The organism is Oculatella sp. LEGE 06141, assembly GCF_015207605.1.
Classification (GTDB): domain Bacteria; phylum Cyanobacteriota; class Cyanobacteriia; order Elainellales; family Elainellaceae; genus Oculatella.
The window spans coordinates 1-17,257 of sequence record NZ_JADEWO010000048.1 but is presented as its reverse complement, the minus strand read 5'-3'; the positions used below and the strand labels follow the sequence as shown (position 1 = coordinate 17,257).

The 17,257-nt window shown below is 49.1% G+C and carries 14 protein-coding genes; 3 read left to right on the top strand and 11 right to left on the bottom strand.

All coding sequences use genetic code 11. From position 1 onward, the window contains the following. Positions 1-21: 21 nt before the first annotated feature. On the bottom strand, positions 22-1,887 hold the full coding sequence (locus tag IQ268_RS24320) for an NAD(P)H-quinone oxidoreductase subunit F (RefSeq protein WP_193884622.1): 1,866 nt from the start codon (positions 1,885-1,887) through the stop codon (positions 22-24). A gap of 292 nt (positions 1,888-2,179) precedes the next feature. On the opposite strand from IQ268_RS24320, the gene IQ268_RS33090 reads away from it, so the two are divergent. After that, entirely contained in the window at positions 2,180-2,311 is a 132-nt protein-coding gene (locus IQ268_RS33090) for a hypothetical protein (protein WP_255527262.1), read from the top strand. 3 nt (positions 2,312-2,314) lie between these two features. Here IQ268_RS33090 and IQ268_RS24315 read toward each other — a convergent pair whose 3' ends face one another. From IQ268_RS24315 to IQ268_RS24270, 10 genes are all read right to left on the bottom strand, one after another. Next, entirely contained in the window at positions 2,315-3,184 is an 870-nt protein-coding gene (locus IQ268_RS24315) for a DUF6671 family protein (RefSeq protein WP_193884620.1), read from the bottom strand. Continuing rightward, positions 3,174-4,031, bottom strand: a complete 858-nt coding sequence (locus IQ268_RS24310) for a nitrate ABC transporter ATP-binding protein (RefSeq protein WP_193884618.1) — start codon at positions 4,029-4,031, stop codon at positions 3,174-3,176. The genes IQ268_RS24315 and IQ268_RS24310 overlap by 11 nt, the downstream gene beginning before the upstream one ends. Before the next feature lie 106 nt (positions 4,032-4,137). Continuing rightward, positions 4,138-6,144 carry a nitrate ABC transporter ATP-binding protein gene (locus IQ268_RS24305; protein ID WP_193884616.1) on the bottom strand — a complete coding sequence of 669 codons (2,007 nt, stop codon included), beginning with the start codon at positions 6,142-6,144 and terminating at the stop codon, positions 4,138-4,140. A 73-nt stretch (positions 6,145-6,217) separates the two neighbouring features. After that, complete coding sequence (gene ntrB / locus IQ268_RS24300) at positions 6,218-7,063, bottom strand: nitrate ABC transporter permease (protein ID WP_193884613.1); 846 nt, start codon at positions 7,061-7,063, stop codon at positions 6,218-6,220. A 172-nt stretch (positions 7,064-7,235) separates the two neighbouring features. Further along, positions 7,236-8,600: a CmpA/NrtA family ABC transporter substrate-binding protein gene (locus IQ268_RS24295; protein WP_193884611.1), complete on the bottom strand. Its 1,365-nt coding sequence runs from the start codon at positions 8,598-8,600 to the stop codon at positions 7,236-7,238. A gap of 901 nt (positions 8,601-9,501) precedes the next feature. Further along, positions 9,502-10,434 carry a lysylphosphatidylglycerol synthase domain-containing protein gene (locus tag IQ268_RS24290; protein WP_193884609.1) on the bottom strand — a complete coding sequence of 311 codons (933 nt, stop codon included), beginning with the start codon at positions 10,432-10,434 and terminating at the stop codon, positions 9,502-9,504. Between the two features lie 5 nt (positions 10,435-10,439). Continuing rightward, the gene (locus tag IQ268_RS24285) at positions 10,440-12,134 is read right to left on the bottom strand and encodes a phosphatidylglycerol lysyltransferase domain-containing protein (RefSeq protein WP_228035680.1); all 1,695 of its coding nucleotides are present in this window, start codon (positions 12,132-12,134) and stop codon (positions 10,440-10,442) included. Between the two features lie 584 nt (positions 12,135-12,718). Next, the gene (locus IQ268_RS24280; protein WP_193884607.1) at positions 12,719-12,862 is read right to left on the bottom strand and encodes a hypothetical protein; all 144 of its coding nucleotides are present in this window, start codon (positions 12,860-12,862) and stop codon (positions 12,719-12,721) included. A 138-nt stretch (positions 12,863-13,000) separates the two neighbouring features. After that, positions 13,001-13,921: a bacteriorhodopsin gene (locus IQ268_RS24275; protein WP_193884605.1), complete on the bottom strand. Its 921-nt coding sequence runs from the start codon at positions 13,919-13,921 to the stop codon at positions 13,001-13,003. A gap of 896 nt (positions 13,922-14,817) precedes the next feature. Then, positions 14,818-15,702 carry a geranylgeranylglycerol-phosphate geranylgeranyltransferase gene (locus tag IQ268_RS24270; RefSeq protein ID WP_193884603.1) on the bottom strand — a complete coding sequence of 295 codons (885 nt, stop codon included), beginning with the start codon at positions 15,700-15,702 and terminating at the stop codon, positions 14,818-14,820. Positions 15,703-16,141: 439 nt separating this feature from the next. On the opposite strand from IQ268_RS24270, the gene IQ268_RS24265 reads away from it, so the two are divergent. Together IQ268_RS24265 and IQ268_RS24260 are read left to right on the top strand one after the other, a co-directional pair. Continuing rightward, positions 16,142-16,339 (top strand): hypothetical protein, encoded by a 198-nt coding sequence (locus IQ268_RS24265; protein WP_193884601.1) that lies wholly within the window; start codon positions 16,142-16,144, stop codon positions 16,337-16,339. Positions 16,340-16,521: 182 nt separating this feature from the next. Further along, complete coding sequence (locus IQ268_RS24260; protein WP_193884599.1) at positions 16,522-17,220, top strand: PAS domain S-box protein; 699 nt, start codon at positions 16,522-16,524, stop codon at positions 17,218-17,220. Positions 17,221-17,257 lie beyond the last annotated feature (37 nt).

The following is a 17,257-nucleotide window of genomic DNA, read 5'->3' as shown; positions in this document are numbered from 1 at the left end:
AAGGACGTTCGGTGGTTTACATCAGTGCAAGACAAATGACCAACCAAGACTCAGGGCGATCGCTGCCAGCCCAATGGTGATCGTGAGGATGTAAAACTGACCCTGTCCAGAGTTGCCGTACTTGAGCGCTTCCCCACTAAAGAGCGAAACGAACCCAACCAGATTCACAGCTCCGTCAATAACCTGGCGATCGAACCAGTCGGTGATGCGAGATGCCCAATCCACAAAAAACACAATGCTGGAGCGGTAAAGCTGAGGCGTGTACAGGTCGTAGGCAAAAAGGGTTTGAAGCCGTTTCCAGGGCAGTTGAATGGGTTTAGGAATGCTTTGCCCAACGTAAACAACGGCTCCAATTCCACCGCCTGTCAGGCTCGACCAGACCAGGAGCAAGGCCATGTCTTTGTTGAGCATAGCCCAACTGGGTAGCAGCGAAAGGCTCTGCAACAGCAACGGCAAATGCAGCGTTACGCCCAAAAGCACCATCATTGGTAGGGTAATGAGCCAGAAGTTTTCGGGCGATCGCTCGGTCATTGGTCGGGGTGAACCCGCAAAAATTAGCCCAAACTCGCGCACCATGCTAAATGCGGTCAGCCCATTCACCAGCAACAGCACTGCGACCAACCAGGGGTGAGTTGACCACAGTCCATCTGCCAGTTTCAGCAGTGCCCAAAAGCCGCCCAGGGGAGGTAAGCCAATCAACCCCGCTACACCACCCAAACAGCACAACGCTGAAATGGGGCGACGGCTCCACAAACCGCCTAACTGGGTAAGATCCTGAGTGATGCTGTTGAGCACAATTGACCCGGTACTCATTACCAGCAGCCCCTGAGCCAGCGCATGGCTGAGGATGAGCAACAAAGCCGCGTCTGTTTGTCCAGTGCCGACTGCAATGAAAACTAACCCCATGTAGGCACTGACCGAATAGGATAGGGAGCGTTTAATATCGATTTGGGCGATCGCAATTAGCGTGCCACCCACCGCCGTTAAGGCTCCGATCGTAATCATTGCCGTCAGCACAACTGGAGACAGTGCCAGCACGGGTTGCAGCTTAATCAATACCCAGGCACCCGTTGCCACCACCACCGAGTTTCGCAAAATGGTACTGGGAACCGGGCCTTCCATAGCTTCATCCAGCCACAGATGCAGCGGAAACTGAGCGCACTTTCCCATTGGGCCGGCCAACAGTGCCAAGCCAACTAAAGTGGTGGTTCCCGGAGCGATCGCAGCGCGCAGTGCTGGGTTGGCGGTCACGGTTTCTGCCCACTGCGCCAGTTCATTGAAGTCCCAGGTACCCGCCAGGGGGTAAATTGCCAGCACTCCCATCAGCAGGAACAGATCGCCTACCCGTTTGGTCAAAAAGGCATCACGGGCACCGCTCACCACCAGGGATTGGTTAAACCAGGTGCCTACCATCAAGTAGGTTCCCAGGGTTAAAATTTCCAGAATGATATAACTGAAAAAGAGGGAATTGCAGAACACGAGGCCACACATTCCCGCTTCAAATAGTGCCAGAAGTGCGAAAAACCGTGACCAGCCCCAGTCCATTTCCATATAGCCGATCGCATAGACCTGCGCCAGCAAATTTAAGCCAGTAACCACTAAACTGGCACCCACAGTCACCGCAGAAATTTCCAGGGGGAGGGTTAAATCTAACCCTGCCACCTGTAACCACGATATAGAGAGGTGTTGAGCCGGGTGCTGCCATACCATTGGGAAGACAGCCAGACTATGAACAAAGGCCAGAAGGGTCATGCCCAGGTTGATATAACCCGCAGGACGAGGCCCAGTGCGACGAATGACCGCCGGTGACCAGAGGGCAGACGCAATAGCACCTGCGATCGCATAGCAAGGAATCAGCCAAACGGTGTGTAGCAGAGATTGGGTCATGCAGTTTACCTGTAGGACTTTAAGAGAACCGATGTGTAATACGCAAACTTAGCTCGCTAACAAAACTTTTAGGGTCAACATAAGCCTGATCAACCATTCAAAATGATTGACTGAGCGGTTTTAGCCATTGACAATGACTAAAATTTGATTCATCGCACCCCAAAGAGCGATCGAGCTAGATAGCCTGCTCAAGTATTAGTTAAATTCTATGTGCTATCTATCTTTGATAGATAAAAATCTATCATAAAACTACTTTAGCGATGCCGATCTAAAAGATCAAATAGAGAGTTCTATGTTGAAGGTAAAGATTTACTTATCGTTTCTGGATCAAGCGAAAATGGCGCAACAGCAGCAAAAGGACGGTTGCTTGCAGCATCGGCAAGCCCATGCCAAACCCCGAACCCCTAATAAGATGGACTATTAACCATCAGGGATTGCAACGCAAACACTGAGCCGGATCGGCTGACGTTTGACCATCGGGAAAGTAAGTGACGCGGCTGAAGTTGCACTTTTTGCAACGGTGGGTCACCGTTAGAGGCAGGCCAGTTGCAAACCCGCACAGGGCACAGGGCAATCCAGCGTTGTGTTCCACTGGAGCAAATCCCGGCCAGCTACACTGCGGGCAGAACTGGCTCAACCGCTGAATTAGATCGTGAGTGGCTTGGGCAATGACATCCATTCGCGTGGGGTTGTGCATGGCTCGCATGTCCGTTTCCAAATGAGCCTGTCCAAACTTTTGCAGTAACTCGGTCACTGTTTCTCGCAGTTGAATCTCATTGGTAATGCCTTTGAAGACCTGAGAGGACTGCATCGGTTGTGCATCGGACATCGCGACCAAACCATGCGTTGGGAAGCCCACCTTCTGAGCAAATGCGATCGCGTCCTCAAGACAGGTGACTTGCTGATGGCAATAATTTGTTTCTGTCGAAAGAGCTTCGCCCACTATTTCTAAGTCATGGTGGCGATCGCTCAAGAGCACAATTTCGCGATCGCAGGCCAGCCAGGGAACAGCCGGGTGAGGGCCAAAACTCCCTTCACTGGCGATCGCGAGTGTTGTCCCTGTTAATGTCATTGCTTTTTCAGCTTTGAGTCTGGCCGTATGGAGTTGATCACCAGGACGGTTGATCTCGCGGGTGAAGGTGCCAAACTCATCGGTATTTAACCCTTGGGGCATCATGAGTTGTACCCCAAGCTTGGCTTCTAGGATGGGAGCAATGACTCGTTCCTTCTGGTGCATTGTTGCCAATACAGCCGTTCGGTTATGAAACCAATTTTGGAATGGCGAATTATTCGTCATCGTGGGCAAAGCGATGGTAGAGGAAGTCTAGAGCCTGGTTCCGCAACGTGTAATAGTGTGGATCTTCCATGATCAAAGCGCGATCGCGCGGACGTGGGAAGGGAATTTCCATGACTTCGCCAATGGTTGCCGCCGGGCCATTGGTCATCATAACTAATCGGTCGGATAAAAACAGGGCTTCATCAATATCATGGGTAATCATCAAGACGGTACAGCGATGCTCGTTCCAAATTTTTAGCAACTCTTCCTGCAACTCTTCTTTGGTGATGGCATCCAGGGCACCAAAGGGTTCGTCTAAAATCAATACTTGAGGCCGAATGGCTAACGCCCGTGCGATCGAAACCCGCTGACGCATTCCACCAGAGAGTTGGGGTGGCTTTTTGTCGGCGGCCTCTGATAATCCTACCATTGCCAGGTGGTCTCGTACGATCGCTCTTTTTTCAGCCTGAGACTTATGAGGATGGACTGCGTTAACCGCCAGGTAAACATTTTCAAACGCCGTTCGCCAGGGCAGCAGAGCATAGTTTTGGAACACCACCATTCGATCAGGCCCTGGCTTGGTAATGCGCTGGCCTTGCAATAACACATCCCCACTGCTGGGATTGGCAAAACCCGACACCATATTCAGCAGGGTAGATTTACCACAACCAGAGTGACCAATCACACAAATAAACTCGCCTTGATCTACGGTCAGGTTAACGTCTTGAAGTACAGTGTACGGCCCCTTACGGGTTGGATAAACCTTGGAAACTCCTTCAATAGTCAGGAAAGAACTGCGTTTGGTGGCGGTCTTTAAGGACGGTAGGGCAGGTTGGGTAGCAGCAAAATTGAGAGGACGGTTGAGCATTGGTTTTGTTTCAGTATGAGTGTAGGACAAGATCATTGGAAACTAGAGGAGAATGAGGGAAATGAGGAAGAAACGAGTTGACCCTCCCTATCTCCCCGATCCTCTACTAAGCAGCGATCGCCAAACGAGGAGCATCAAGAACAACCTCTGCAATGCTAAAATCGCGTTTAATGTTCAAACGGTTGAGGTAGCTAATTGGGTCATCGGCAGTAAATACGGTGCCATCAAACATTTGAATTGAACCGCTGGTATATTTCACGTCCAGCACACCCAATTCACGTGCAGCCGTGCTAAACACACTGACGCGACAGACTCGCTCCATGATTTCGACCCAATTTCTGGGAAAGGGTGTATGCCCCCAACGGGCTAATTGCGTCATGTGCCACAGATGTTCTGTGCGGCTGGGACGGTTCACACCATCCCCAAAGAACAGGTGATGGGCAAACTCACGCATGGGTTGGTCGAGGCTACAAATAGGTTCGCTAGAGCTTCCCAGATGGATATAGGCCATATCTGTGCTCAGGTACTCCCGCTGAGCAATGATTTGACGCACCTCTTGTTCATTGGCCGGATCGGCACAATATTGCCCCGCTTCGAGTAACGCTTTCACCAGGGCAATGTGGGTGTTGGGATAAGCATTTGCCCAATCTTCGCGCACTCCTAACACTTTTCCAGGATGTCCCGGCCAAAGTTCCAGATCGGTTGCAACCGTAAAGCCAACGCCTTCCATTGCAGCCCGTGTATTCCAGGGTTCCCCCACACAGAAGCCATCAATGGTTCCTTTTTGTAAATCGACAATCATCTGCGCGGGAGGGATACTTTGCAGAGACAGATCATGATCGGGGTCAATGCCTCCAGCCGCTAACCAATACCGCAGGAGCAGATTATGCATGGAAGACGGATGCACTAGCCCCATGCGATGCTGACGGTTTGGGGAACCAAGCAACATCCTCTTAAAATCGTCCAAGGTATGGATTCCCTGGTCATAGAAGCGCTTATCTAAAGTAATTGCATTACCGTTGCGAGTCATGGTCATCGCACTGACCACAGGCAAGAATTTGTTTTGATGGCCTCCCAACGTTAGCCAGAGGGGCATCCCCGACGGCATTTGTGCCGCATCTAGATAACCGCCAGCAATCCCATCCACAATGCCGCGCCAACTGGTTTCGCGCACGAGGTTCACTTCATCCAAACCGTGTTTTTGGAATAACCCTTTTTCTTTGGCAACGGCGAGGGGCGCACAAGCCGTCAGGGGAACAAAGCCAAGCTCCAGGTTAACCTTTTCTAACCCGTGACGAGCAATCACGGCGGTCTTCTTTGCCCGCAGTTTCTTAATTCGCTTCTGCTGGTTGAGGAAGTAAATTATCTCACTTCGCAAGCTGTAGTAGCTGGGATGTTCCACCACTTCCATGCGTTTGCGAGGACGGGGAATATCTACTTCCAAAATCTGACCGATTTGAGAACCTGGCCCATTGGTGAGCATGACAATGCGATCGGACAGCAGCACAGCCTCATCTACATCATGGGTCACCATGATTGCCGTCACGTTGTTTTCCTCGCAAATTTTCATCAACTGCTCTTGCAGATTCCCCCTGGTCAACGCATCAAGTGCTCCAAAGGGTTCGTCCAGCAGCAATAATTTGGGACGAATAGCTAACGCCCGGGCGATCGCCACCCGCTGTTTTTGTCCACCCGATAACATGGCGGGAGGTTTATCTGCATGGGGGCGCAATCCGACCAAATCGATATGATAATCAACAATTGATTTGCGCTCTGCTTTGGGTAAATCCTTCATCACAGAATTCACGGCCAGGGCAATGTTTTCCCGAACGGTTCGCCAGGGCAGGAGGGAGTAATTTTGAAAAACGACCATCCGGTCTGGCCCCGGTTGCTTAATGCGTTGCCCTTCGAGAGTGACAATGCCTCCGCTGGGTACGGATAAACCAGCAATCATGTTGAGCAATGTGGATTTACCGCAGCCAGAGTGACCGATAAACGAGACAAACTCTCCTTTCTTGATCTTGAGGTCAATTCCTTTGAGGGCAACATATTCACCCCCACCCGTTAGCGGGAAGATTTTATCCACTTGGTCAACGGCAACAAAAATACTCATCGGTTTCTAGTCCTCCTTAATTGGTCATTGATCGTAAGTTTGTTAAGACAGTAATCAGCCACTTCACCGCTGGCTACTTCTGTTCCGTTGGAGCAATGACCTTCTGCAAATACGCCATTGCCCGATCGAGTAACAAGCCTACGGCACCGATGTAGGCAACCGCTAAGATAATTTCGCTAACATAGTTTTGCTGATACGCATCCCAGATAAAAAAGCCGATTCCCACAATTCCCGACATCACAATTTCTGCGGCAATAATCGCTAACCAGGCCAGTCCGATCGCAATCCTCAAGCCTGTAAAGATGTAGGGCAGTGCGGCAGGAAGCAGAATGTTGAGGTAATACTCTTTGCGCGACAGTTGCAGAACCTTGGCAACGTTGTTGTAATCATCTGGGATTTGTCTCACACCTTCTGCGGTGTTGATCAGGATAGGCCAGACCGACGTGACAAAAATCACGAAAATGGCAGCCGGTTGGTTTTGTTGTAAAGCGACCAGTGCGATCGGCACCCACGCCAGGGGCGCAACCATTCGCAGAAATTGAAACAGCGGATCTAACGCCTTGTTGACCAATGGCTGTGTGCCAACCAGAATCCCCACGCTAATGCCCACTAATGCGGCCAGAGAATAACCCTGGGCAACCCGCCCTAAACTGGCCAAGGTTTGCCAAAACAAGCCTTTGTCTAAACCTCCCAGGTCGTAAAACGGATACATCAGCAGTGTCCGCGTCCGTTCATCTGTGACGACACTTAAAGGGCCAGGTAGTCTGGTTAATCCAGAACTGGAACAGATTTGCCATATCGTCAGAAATCCTAAAACTCCTAGAACAGGAGGAATGATATTAGGCGCTTGCTTTCTCCAGAAATTGCTGAGCAGTCCTAGTGGATTTGCTCCTGCATTGCGGACAGTGTTGACAGTCATGTTTTCTCCCTATGGTGTGAATTGGATACGTTAAGTGAAAGTTGGCTTGTTCGACTTCACAGGTTCGTAATACGTCTACCTGTTACTGTTGTGGAGGCAAACACTTCTATAGGAGCGAGTTTTGAATCTGCGGGATTGCAAAGCCTCTGTGCCAAACCCGCCCCTATCTCGACTAAACGGTTTTAATCTCAAGGCTGTTGATATAAGCGTCTGGATTTTCTGGATCAAACGTTTTGCCGTCAAAAAACGTCTCGACCCCGCGAGAGGTACTTTCGGGAATGTCGGCATCAAATCCGGCTTCCTTCGCGGCTTCTCGCCACAAATCCTCACGGTTAACCGCATCAATGATCTTTCTGGCTACGTCAAAATCAGTGAGGCGATCGCGGTGGAATCCCCAGCGCATCGATTCGGTCAAGAACCACAGATCATGACTCTTGTAGGGATAGGAGACGCTACCGATATCATCTTTCCAATACAGAGGCCCTGCTTTAATGTCATTGACCGCTTGATTACCATCCCCCATCTCGTACTTACCTTCGTAGGGTGGGGTTAGAACGTCTGTAGGGATATTGAAGTAGTTGCGTCCGGCACAAATCTGCACCAACTCTGCCCGGTTTTCGGGGCGATCGCACCACTGCTGTGCTTCCATGAGTCCCTTTAAGAGCGCTTTCGTCGCCTTGGGATTTTGGTCTACCCAATCAGCACGGATGGCTAAATATTCTTCGGGATGGAATTTCCACATCTGGTGCGTGAGTGCCGCCATGTGACCAATCCCATCGGTAACGATGCGGTAGGGCCAGGGATCACCTGTGCTAAAAGCATCCATGCTGCCGTTACGCATTCCTTGCACGGTTTCTGCGGGTGGTACGGCTAGCAAGTCGATATCGGTATCGGGGTTAACACCGCCTGCTGCAAACCAATAGCGAATCCAGAAATCTTGATTTACATTGGGAAACGTATGTGCGGCCTTAAACTTACGTCCCTGGCTGCTCTGAAACCCTTTGATGTAATCAGCGGCATTGGAAATATCTAACTGGAGTCCTTTTCCTTTGTGAGTACCGGCGATCGCAATCCCATTTCCCTGCGTATTTAACTGCGCCAAGACATACATGGGAATTTTCTGTCCGTTCGTGATAATTCCCTCAGTGAGAAGATGCGGCATCGGCATCTGCCATTGCCCCCCATCAATGCCACCCCCTTGAGAACCAATGGTGACGTTATCTCGCGCAGATGCCCAGTTAGCTTGCTTTGAAACCTCAACATTGGTCATGCCGTACTTGGCAAAGAAGCCTTTTTCTTTCGCAATTACCAAAGGTGCCGACTCCACAATCGGGATATACCCTAACTTGGCGGTTGGCGTTTCTGGCATTTGTTCTGGGCTAATATCAACGGCAGCAGCATTAGCCACCTCTGCCGTTGAGGTTGTGGTCATGCTGGGTGGGTTGCCCAAGCAGCCTTTGAGAAATATAGACCCGGCAGCAGATGCACCAGCAGTGAGAAGAAATCTCCGGCGAGAAACGTTAGAAAAAGTAGACATGAAACCTCCTAACAATCCTAATGAGGGCTGCAATTAGAGCACGAACGTGCAGTATTAAGTTGATGAAGATAAGAGCGTCTGGCGGCTTGAGAGTAGAAGTCCTCGCTTATGAAACAGAACTAGCAAGCGCCGTTCAGGGGAATACAAACGAACAAGACGTTAACGCTCCATCCTTAGAAAAAGCAAACGAGATTTGCAACCAATCAAACCATCGACAAAAGTCTATCAATAAGCAATTATCAATAGACAAAAATCTATCATAAAAGCACTTTAGCGGTACACCCCTGAAAAATCAATCAGTTTGGCTATAGGAGTTACTGTGCTGGAGGTAAAATTTTACTTATCGTTTCTTGTGAAAGCGATCGCCCCCAGCAAGAGAGCAACCGCTTTTTTGCAGTTCACACACTCTTCCCAGGATCGATGAATCTGGTGGCTGGAGAATTGATAGGATGAGCTGAAACGACATCTCGATCGCCACAACGTAACCATGATGTGACTCAAACAACTGAGTGGCACGTCTTCTGCTAACTATCAACCATGATCTGTAACCACCATGATCTGTAACCACCATGATCTGTGATCACCATGATCTGTGATCACCATGATCTGTGATATCAGCCTCACTAAACTGGCACGACTCCAGGGCGCGAATTCATAGCATGACTCAGCAACGTTCAGAAGGGCGTTCCTGAACGGAGGATTCCATCCCACCCAATAGCCGTTGAATTGCTGAGTATTGATGGATGTTCAACTTGGAGAGAAGTACTGTGCTTAATCTCTTTCTGTAGAGGCGATCGCACGGCGCTGCAAAAAATACGCTGCAAAAAACGTGGATGTTGGGTTTCGTACCTTAACCGAACTTACAGCGAGCGATCGCCCCAATTCTCTCTCTCAACTCGATTCAATCTATCTGGCGAGAATAAACTTCATATCCTGCAACCAATAAGGCCGCGATGCCAAGTGGTAATAGATAATATACGACTCGATAGGCAATCAAGGAGCCAAACAGGGCACTGCTTGGAGTCACAGAACGAAGCAACAGCAGCATTACCGTTTCAAACACCCCCAATCCACCTGGAATGTTGCTTACCACACCCGCAAACTGCGCCAGCAGGTAAATTCCAAAGTAGGCTGCGTAAGGAACAGATGCATGGGTGGGCAACAGCACATAGAGTACGGTGGCTGCCAGCGTCCAGTCCAGTGAAGAGACGGCAATTTGACCGATACACAGATTCATAGGCACCTGCGGAATCATCATTCTTCCCTGTTGCAACCTTGTCTGGCTGAATACATTCCACAGCACATAGCTAACAACTACACTCAGAAAGATAACGCCAAGGGGCTGTGTCGATTGAACGGGTAGATGTAGGCTGGTCGGAATTTCAATGGGCTGAATGAGAAACAAAAACCCACCCACACTAAACAACCCCAGCCAAAAGCTGAGATTGCAAAAGGCAATGATTTGAGCGATTTTGACGGGAGCCACTTCCCAGGCTGCATAAAATCGATAGCGAATGGCACTGCCACTGAACAGCGCTAGTCCTACACTATTGCTGACAGGAATACTAGTTGCTGCGGCTAGAGCCGTTTGAGCGTAGGGTAAGGGATGACGGACATAGCGCGCAGCCAGGGTATCATATCCAGTGAAGACGAGGATACTGAGCAGGGTAAGGGCGATCGCCCAACCCACACTCGATCGGGGAATCGCCGCCAGGTGTCGCCAAATGTCGTCCCTCTCATATTGCTGAAGTTCTTGACGAATTACCCAGATGGACGCGATTAGCAGAATCACGCTGATCAAGGAAGGCAAAAGGCGGAAAAATCGTTTTAGCATGGTTTCTAGCCGCCAGTGGGTTTTAAGTAGTCCAGAAGGCGATCGCCCGAATCGGCTCTGACCATCGCTACCACTACATCGGGAAGGGCAAACCAGCCCGGATAAATTAGATAGCGAGGCTCCCAGCGAGGGTGAAACTTCTCTTTGTAGGCGTGCAACCCCTGAAAATTGTAGAACTGGTTGAGGTGAGTGTAGAGATAGCGCACCGCTTTTTCTAGCCGGGGCGATTGCTTAGCTATACCGATTCCAGATAATGCCGATAGTCCCAGGTTAAACCCGTCATAGCCTTGATCTTTGAAGTGTTGAAACAAGGAAACAAATAAAAAATCCATCGTGCCGTGTTCCACATCCTGCCGACGGCGCATTAGATCGATCGTAATTTCATTGAGATGATACTCAGGGATAACATTGGCAAAAGCCGTCACTTTCCCATCCGCATTTCGTACTACAGCAATCTCACAGTCCCGCAGATAGGCATCATTAAACCAGCCGAGAGAAAACTTTTTCTCAGACCCTTGCATCATTTCAAGCCATTCGTCACTGACCGATCGCAATTCCTTTAACAGGTTGTTTTCAATGGGTGGGGGATAAAACTCAATCTTGTGACCTGCCTTGACCATCTTATTAATTGAAGTTCGCAGATTTTTTCCTGGCTTGCCCTCCAGGGTAAATGTATGCAGATCCACGATCGCCTCTTCCCCAATTTGTAAGGCGTGTAGCCCCAGCGATTCATACAAGTCTAAGTCATCGGGCAAGGTTTGATAAAACGCTGGATACCAGTCATTGCGAGCACAAAATTGCTGAAAGCCTGCGATCGCATCCTGCCGATCCCCACGGGGGCCGATCGGGTCTCCCAGAGCGATCGCTCCCCGACCTTTGGGTACATAGGCAATGACGCTTTGCCCTGAGGGACTGAAATAATAGTCTTTATCGTCAAACAGCGTGAACCGTGCCAGGGAGGAATGTCCATACTGCTCAACAATGGTTTGGGCACGTTGGCGATCGCGCTTTGTTGCATCCGAATGCAGCAGTACAGGACGTAGCAGCATCCATGCCCCATAGCTCAATGTCACCGCACCAATGATGTAAATCGAATCGGCAAAAAACCTGCCAAATCGATCCGTGGGCTGCAACCCGGCATTATCATCGGTGAAGAACATCGCCAGCGTTTGTAGAAGAGCTGCACCCAAATCAAAGTTCACTGAATAATGGCGATCGAGTAGATAAAACCCGACCGTACCGTATGCCAGCGTAAACACCAGTGCGGCTATTAAACCTCGAACCCCCTGAGTAACGGAAGGGCGATCGGACTGGGCTGTAAACTGCTGGCGCATCAACAAAAGTTGCACCAGCAACACTCCTGCCAGAATACTTTCTTCGTAGTCCCAGCCTTTGATTAAATGACTGATGATCGAAAGCGTCAGCAGGGCAACCGTGAGCAACCAGGCAACCCGTTTTCGCCTGAGCAAATTTGCAGACAGCACCAATAGCAAAAAACCAATCACAGCAGCAAATACATGCGCCCCCGCCCGCACCGGAAATGGAAAAAAATCTTCTAACCATCTGACCCGATCGTGCAGACTGGGAGTCACCGCCGAAACCAGGTTGACCATCCCCATCCCCGCCGTCAACAGGGTGGCACTCCAAAGCCAAAACCGAGGATGAGGCGGTTTCAAAGCACTACCGAACGATCGCATCATGTCACCCCCGCTTGCTCAAATTACATACCTATATAGCTTAGAGAATCTACAAAATGTTTATGAAAATAGGGCAGTGCATCAAATTGTTGTTGAAGTGGCGAAATCATGCCAGTTCCAAGGATGGTCAGTCAGCCCTGCTCGTTGAGCGGCAGTTGACTTACAGCTATTTTCATTTGCATTCACCACACTCCAAACCCTACCCCACACCCAACTTGGCGAGACTGTGACTGACTCGATTGAGAACTGCTGTATGTGCTAGCGGTTTCGGTGAAAGAGCCTTTATGGGTTGGCGATAAGCAGTATCGAGCCGATGCGGTGGCGGCTGATCTAGCGGCTAGTGATTGGGTGAGACTCAGTTGTGGCGATGGGAGCAAAGGTTCCAGAATGTATGATTGGGCATGGGTCAGGTTTAATTGCCTAATGGCACCTCAGTGGCATCGGTGGTTACTGGTACGACGCAGCGTGAGCAATCCCACAGAACTTGCCTACTCTGTTGTCTTTGGTTCTGCTTCCACCAAGTTGGAAGAAATGCTCAGTGTCGCAATGAGCTTGGACTCCGAGCGTGGAGTATATCTTGAACTGGTCTACGTGGCGACGAATTCACCAAGCCGTTGCCAAATTTCATCACTACAACCGTCGGCTTCGTTCAACGTCAAATCTACAACTGTAGTACTAGCAAAGGGAACTGACAGCATTTCAGCCTCAAAGATGATCCAATAATCAATCATCTTCAAGGCTGAAACGTTTGTAACAGAATACCCTCAAAGTCTGCTACCTGCTAATTTTCTCAAGAATCGTATCCTTTTATCAGGGAGTTGCTGTTGTTCAGTCAGCCGAATCTACAACGTTGGGCATTCTTGCTGTAACTATCGACGAGCGGTAGAAATTGCGGGTTCATATGCCAAGTCTTCACTACGCTTCCGGGCAATATAACTGAGGATTGCGCCATAGATTACTTTTGAGGAAATGTCTGCCGTCGTGTATATAATCTGTCGAATGACTGCGCCCCATGCCGTTGGTAATAACACTGGTATCAAGTAGGCAATAGGATAAAGTGTCCAGGTTAGCAGAATGTACCAGAATACGTTCCTCATCGCTTTGGGAAGGTTGTCTGGCTGATTGGGTAATGCGTCTGCTGAAGTGTTAATCATTTGTCCAATCACAAACAAGACGTAGATGTAAAACACAGTGCTAATAGCACCCCAAATCCAAAACTGAGTGAGGTTTGTCACTTCATAGAACTGACCAATATATCCAGTCCAAATCATTAGCAGTCCACCAATGATAAACTGGGTACCGTAGGAGACAGCGCGTCTTCGCGTTAATCCCAGTACGACGACGAGTTGCAACAATAGCATTGGTACATCGATCGACCAATTCATGTAGCGAAAACCATTCGAGAAGGCTTCTGTACCAAGTTGCCACACTCCGTCTGTAAAAACAAACGCATCGTTCCAATTTTGCGAAAGTTGAAAGAGTTCAAGGAATGCTGATGACATCACGACAGCAGACAGAACAGAAGACAGTCGGTAGCGGGGCGCGATGTTACTGAGCGTTGCCAAAAAATAGACCAATCCTGCGGCTTGTGCTGCATAGCCTAGGGTCAAAACATGGGAAATAATGTCATGCTGCAATGGGGAGTAAGCTAAGATATTTTCAAAGTTCAGCCCATCTGGATATTCGCTTGCGCTCAGCAATGGTGCGGTCTGTGCACGGCCAATTGTCGAAAACAGCAACGAAAAGAATGGGACTGCCGCGATCGGAAGTAGTTTTCTGAACAATCTCATGGATGATCCTCAAAAGGTTTAGTACAAACGCGTTGACCCTAAATTTGAAGCAAAAGATTTAGATGGAGATGAGGCAAATCTCCGAACTGAGCTTCCTTGAAAGTTGCTTACTGAATCGGCGTGCTAACTTTACGTAGTTTTGAATGTAGAGTTTAAAGTTCGCGTTCAAAACTGTGCGAAAGCCGTGAGCAAATCAGTAATACCCGTTTGATGGAAATATTTGCTCTACTGTTCTTACATTTCTTTTCTTACCCAGCCAATTGATAACACTGCCAAGTGGATTTACATGTTGGTGATGACGAAGAAAAGGGACAATCTCCTCTTCCGAAACTACCCCTATACCTCTTTTTACTAGCGGTAATTCACCAGATTGAGGCTTACACACTGAATTGGATTGACTGTTGATGAGAAGACAACAGCTTAAACCATGCTTATGCACTAGGAGCTATGTATTACGGGTTGATTTTTCCTTCTAAAATTTACAGTTTTAGATAGGGGTTCATCTCTATCTTTTGAAGGAAGGTAAACCTCACTCCTGTGACTGAAAGAAATTTCACTCTAATTTCACTTTTCTATAGAACCCCTCTGACATCTCATCCTGAAACCACAAGCCTTGTGCCTAGCTGGTTTCCTTCATTTTCTAGTAGACAACAGCTTTGTTAACCAGGCTCTACCCTTGATCACAAAGTAACGGCTGCCTTTAAAGCCAGGTATTACGGGAAAAGATCTCAAATGGGTTCTATGCTCAGATAGGGAAATCAACCGGGCTGGAAGGCTGGCTCAGATTCGTGTACAGTTAGCTTGCTCATACACAGGCACATCTCGATCGCTGTAGCGAGACATTTACTCGAACAGGGCACGATATGGGAGCGGTTAACCAGGTACACACCGTCGCCTCAATCAGGGGGCGCTGTTCCTAACATGCCAATTACACCCAACAGCATACTCAGGCGTTCTAGACCGATCAAGCTTTCGTAGGCGCGTTGGCTACGTTGTTGTTGATATGCAATCAACCCCATCCCCAGGCACACCATCATGCTCAACGAAAAGAGAGCAAATAGAAGAGGAGAGGTCATGGGTAGCAGCAGGAGCGCAATGGGGATTGATCCGATCAGGATGTCAATTAAACCCCAGGCAAAGAGAAACGCAACTCGATCGCCCAACTGATTGGCAATGGTGGCGATTCCTTGTTGGCGATCGCCCTCAGCATCATGTATATCCCAAACAATTTCTTTAGCCAGGGTGTAAAAGAATAAGAACGCGGTTGGATACAGCATGGCAAAGGGGCGATCGACCACCACACTGCCCAAAAAGATGAGAGTCGCCACAATGGCGGCCACGATACCATTTCCCAAGATGCCGTTGTAAACTAACAAATGCGAGTAGTGCCACAGTAAGACCGTGCTCACTGCAACCAGAAGTAAGGCATAGGTTCCCAGAGGCACAGCAGCAATCAGCGCTGCAATAAAGAGCGTCACTGCCGCCCAATACGCCTGTTGCGGCGAAAGCCGTTGTGATGGCAGTGGACGCTCAGGATGATCGATGCGGTCTTTGTCTAAATCCCAATAGTCATTGATGGCACAAGCGGCTGCATACATGCAGGCTAAAACGGTGGCGGTTAAAACAGATTGATAAGGCGGTGCTGTGGGGTTAAGGGCATAAACGGTTGCAAACCCTGCCAGCGCTGCCAGAATGGCAACGGGCAGGCGGAAAAGCTGAGCAAAGGCGTTAACCAGATCCTTCCCGCCACCCGAATCATGAGGAGAGGATGGAGTGATCATAGTGGATATCAAGGCTGAGGAGTAAAGACTAACTTTCGTTAGTACGCTGTTGTTGCAAACACATCGTTTGGCATCGCAGAATCGTGGTATGAATTTGCCCCTACTGCTCAAGGCTAAGCGAACGTTCGAGAACCTTCACAGTTCCCCAGAATTGGAGGATGTACGGGACGATCAGAGCATCGCCGCTCAACCCTGCATCCAGCCATTCAGCAACGCCTTTATTTCTATGATATCCAGAGCAAACGTTAAGCTTGTAGTTTTGTGCCGATCCTTTACGGATGGCGGACGTTTGGAAAGTAGCAAAGCAGATCCATAGAGAGAAAAGCTTCTGGAGCTTGGGCTGAACCTATCCACGCTGAACAACCCTCCAAGAAGCAAGGAACCTTCCAAGAGCTAACCGTTAAGCTGTACGTAACATCAGAGTTTAAGGTCAGTTACTGTGAGACCCCGTTCGAGTTTCCCTGATAACACAGAGACGACGGTTGGCAACGTTCTGTTGATTGGTGTCACTGGCGGAACGGGTGCCAATGCCGTCCAGGTTTTTTTTGAACAGAACGCAATTGACCTGCGTGCCAAATATGATACAGTTCCCGTTCCAGGGGGGCGATCGCTCCAGGTGACTCTCCAACGGGTTTGATCTGCCCGAAGGGGATAGCCAGCGCAAGCTGAACAATGCACGTAATTAAAGCTTAACTACGAAATTTAGCTGAATCAGGCAGTTCGTGTAGCAATTCAAATATCTGTGTTGAAGCGTAACAATTTGTAGAATATCGCTGCCCGGCGGGAATAGTGAAGCAATAACACTCCACTCCCTCTCTCATGCATAACCCTGCCGTCTCCTTAGCTGCTGAGAGTTGTGATTTTCTTCGATATGAGGTTTTAGCGCTGCGGGAACGAGTCGAGCAACTAGAACATACCGAAGAATCTTTACAACAGTCATTAAAAGACCTTGCAGATATAAAATTTGCCCTTGATCAATCCTCTATTGTAGCCATTACAGATCGCAAAGGTGTGATTACGTTCGTCAATGATAGGTTCTGCGAGATTTCACAATACTCACGCACCGAGCTTTTAGGACAAACCCATCGCATCGTTAATGCAAAACACCACCCTCAGACGTTCTTCATTGAAATGTGGGAGACGATCTCCAGTGGAAACGTTTGGATAGGGGAAGTAAAAAATAGGGCAAAAGACGGCACATACTATTGGGTGGATACCACCATCGTTCCTTTCCTCGATCGCTGCGGCAAGCCATATCAATATGTCGCCATTCGTAATGATATTACCGCCTTTAAACAAACCAAGGACGAGCTACAGCAGCTCAATGAACAATTAGAAGCCAGGGTTGAGGAACGAACAGCAGATTTAGCCAAAGCGTTGCACGATTTGCAGCAGGCTCAACTGCACTTAGTTCAGAGTGAAAAAATGGTAATCGTTCACGGGGTGGGGGTATCAGTAGGCAGCAAGGATGGAACAGGTTCTCCCTGGCGAGCAGCCCGACATGCCTCAACCAAGTAATCTAACACTGGGCGATTTTGAGATCGCAAGGTTGTCA

Bases quoted from the DNA above. Each gene is read 5' to 3' on its own strand.
- IQ268_RS24320 (WP_193884622.1), bottom strand. From the start codon at position 1,887: ATGACCCAATCTCTGCTACACACCGTTTGGCTGATTCCTTGCTATGCG.
- IQ268_RS33090 (WP_255527262.1), top strand. From the start codon at position 2,180: ATGTTGAAGGTAAAGATTTACTTATCGTTTCTGGATCAAGCGAAAATG.
- IQ268_RS24315 (WP_193884620.1), bottom strand. From the start codon at position 3,184: ATGACGAATAATTCGCCATTCCAAAATTGGTTTCATAACCGAACGGCT.
- IQ268_RS24310 (WP_193884618.1), bottom strand. From the start codon at position 4,031: ATGCTCAACCGTCCTCTCAATTTTGCTGCTACCCAACCTGCCCTACCG.
- IQ268_RS24305 (WP_193884616.1), bottom strand. From the start codon at position 6,144: ATGAGTATTTTTGTTGCCGTTGACCAAGTGGATAAAATCTTCCCGCTA.
- ntrB (WP_193884613.1), bottom strand. From the start codon at position 7,063: ATGACTGTCAACACTGTCCGCAATGCAGGAGCAAATCCACTAGGACTG.
- IQ268_RS24295 (WP_193884611.1), bottom strand. From the start codon at position 8,600: ATGTCTACTTTTTCTAACGTTTCTCGCCGGAGATTTCTTCTCACTGCT.
- IQ268_RS24290 (WP_193884609.1), bottom strand. From the start codon at position 10,434: ATGCTAAAACGATTTTTCCGCCTTTTGCCTTCCTTGATCAGCGTGATT.
- IQ268_RS24285 (WP_228035680.1), bottom strand. From the start codon at position 12,134: ATGATGCGATCGTTCGGTAGTGCTTTGAAACCGCCTCATCCTCGGTTT.
- IQ268_RS24280 (WP_193884607.1), bottom strand. From the start codon at position 12,862: ATGATTGATTATTGGATCATCTTTGAGGCTGAAATGCTGTCAGTTCCC.
- IQ268_RS24275 (WP_193884605.1), bottom strand. From the start codon at position 13,921: ATGAGATTGTTCAGAAAACTACTTCCGATCGCGGCAGTCCCATTCTTT.
- IQ268_RS24270 (WP_193884603.1), bottom strand. From the start codon at position 15,702: ATGATCACTCCATCCTCTCCTCATGATTCGGGTGGCGGGAAGGATCTG.
- IQ268_RS24260 (WP_193884599.1), top strand. From the start codon at position 16,522: ATGCATAACCCTGCCGTCTCCTTAGCTGCTGAGAGTTGTGATTTTCTT.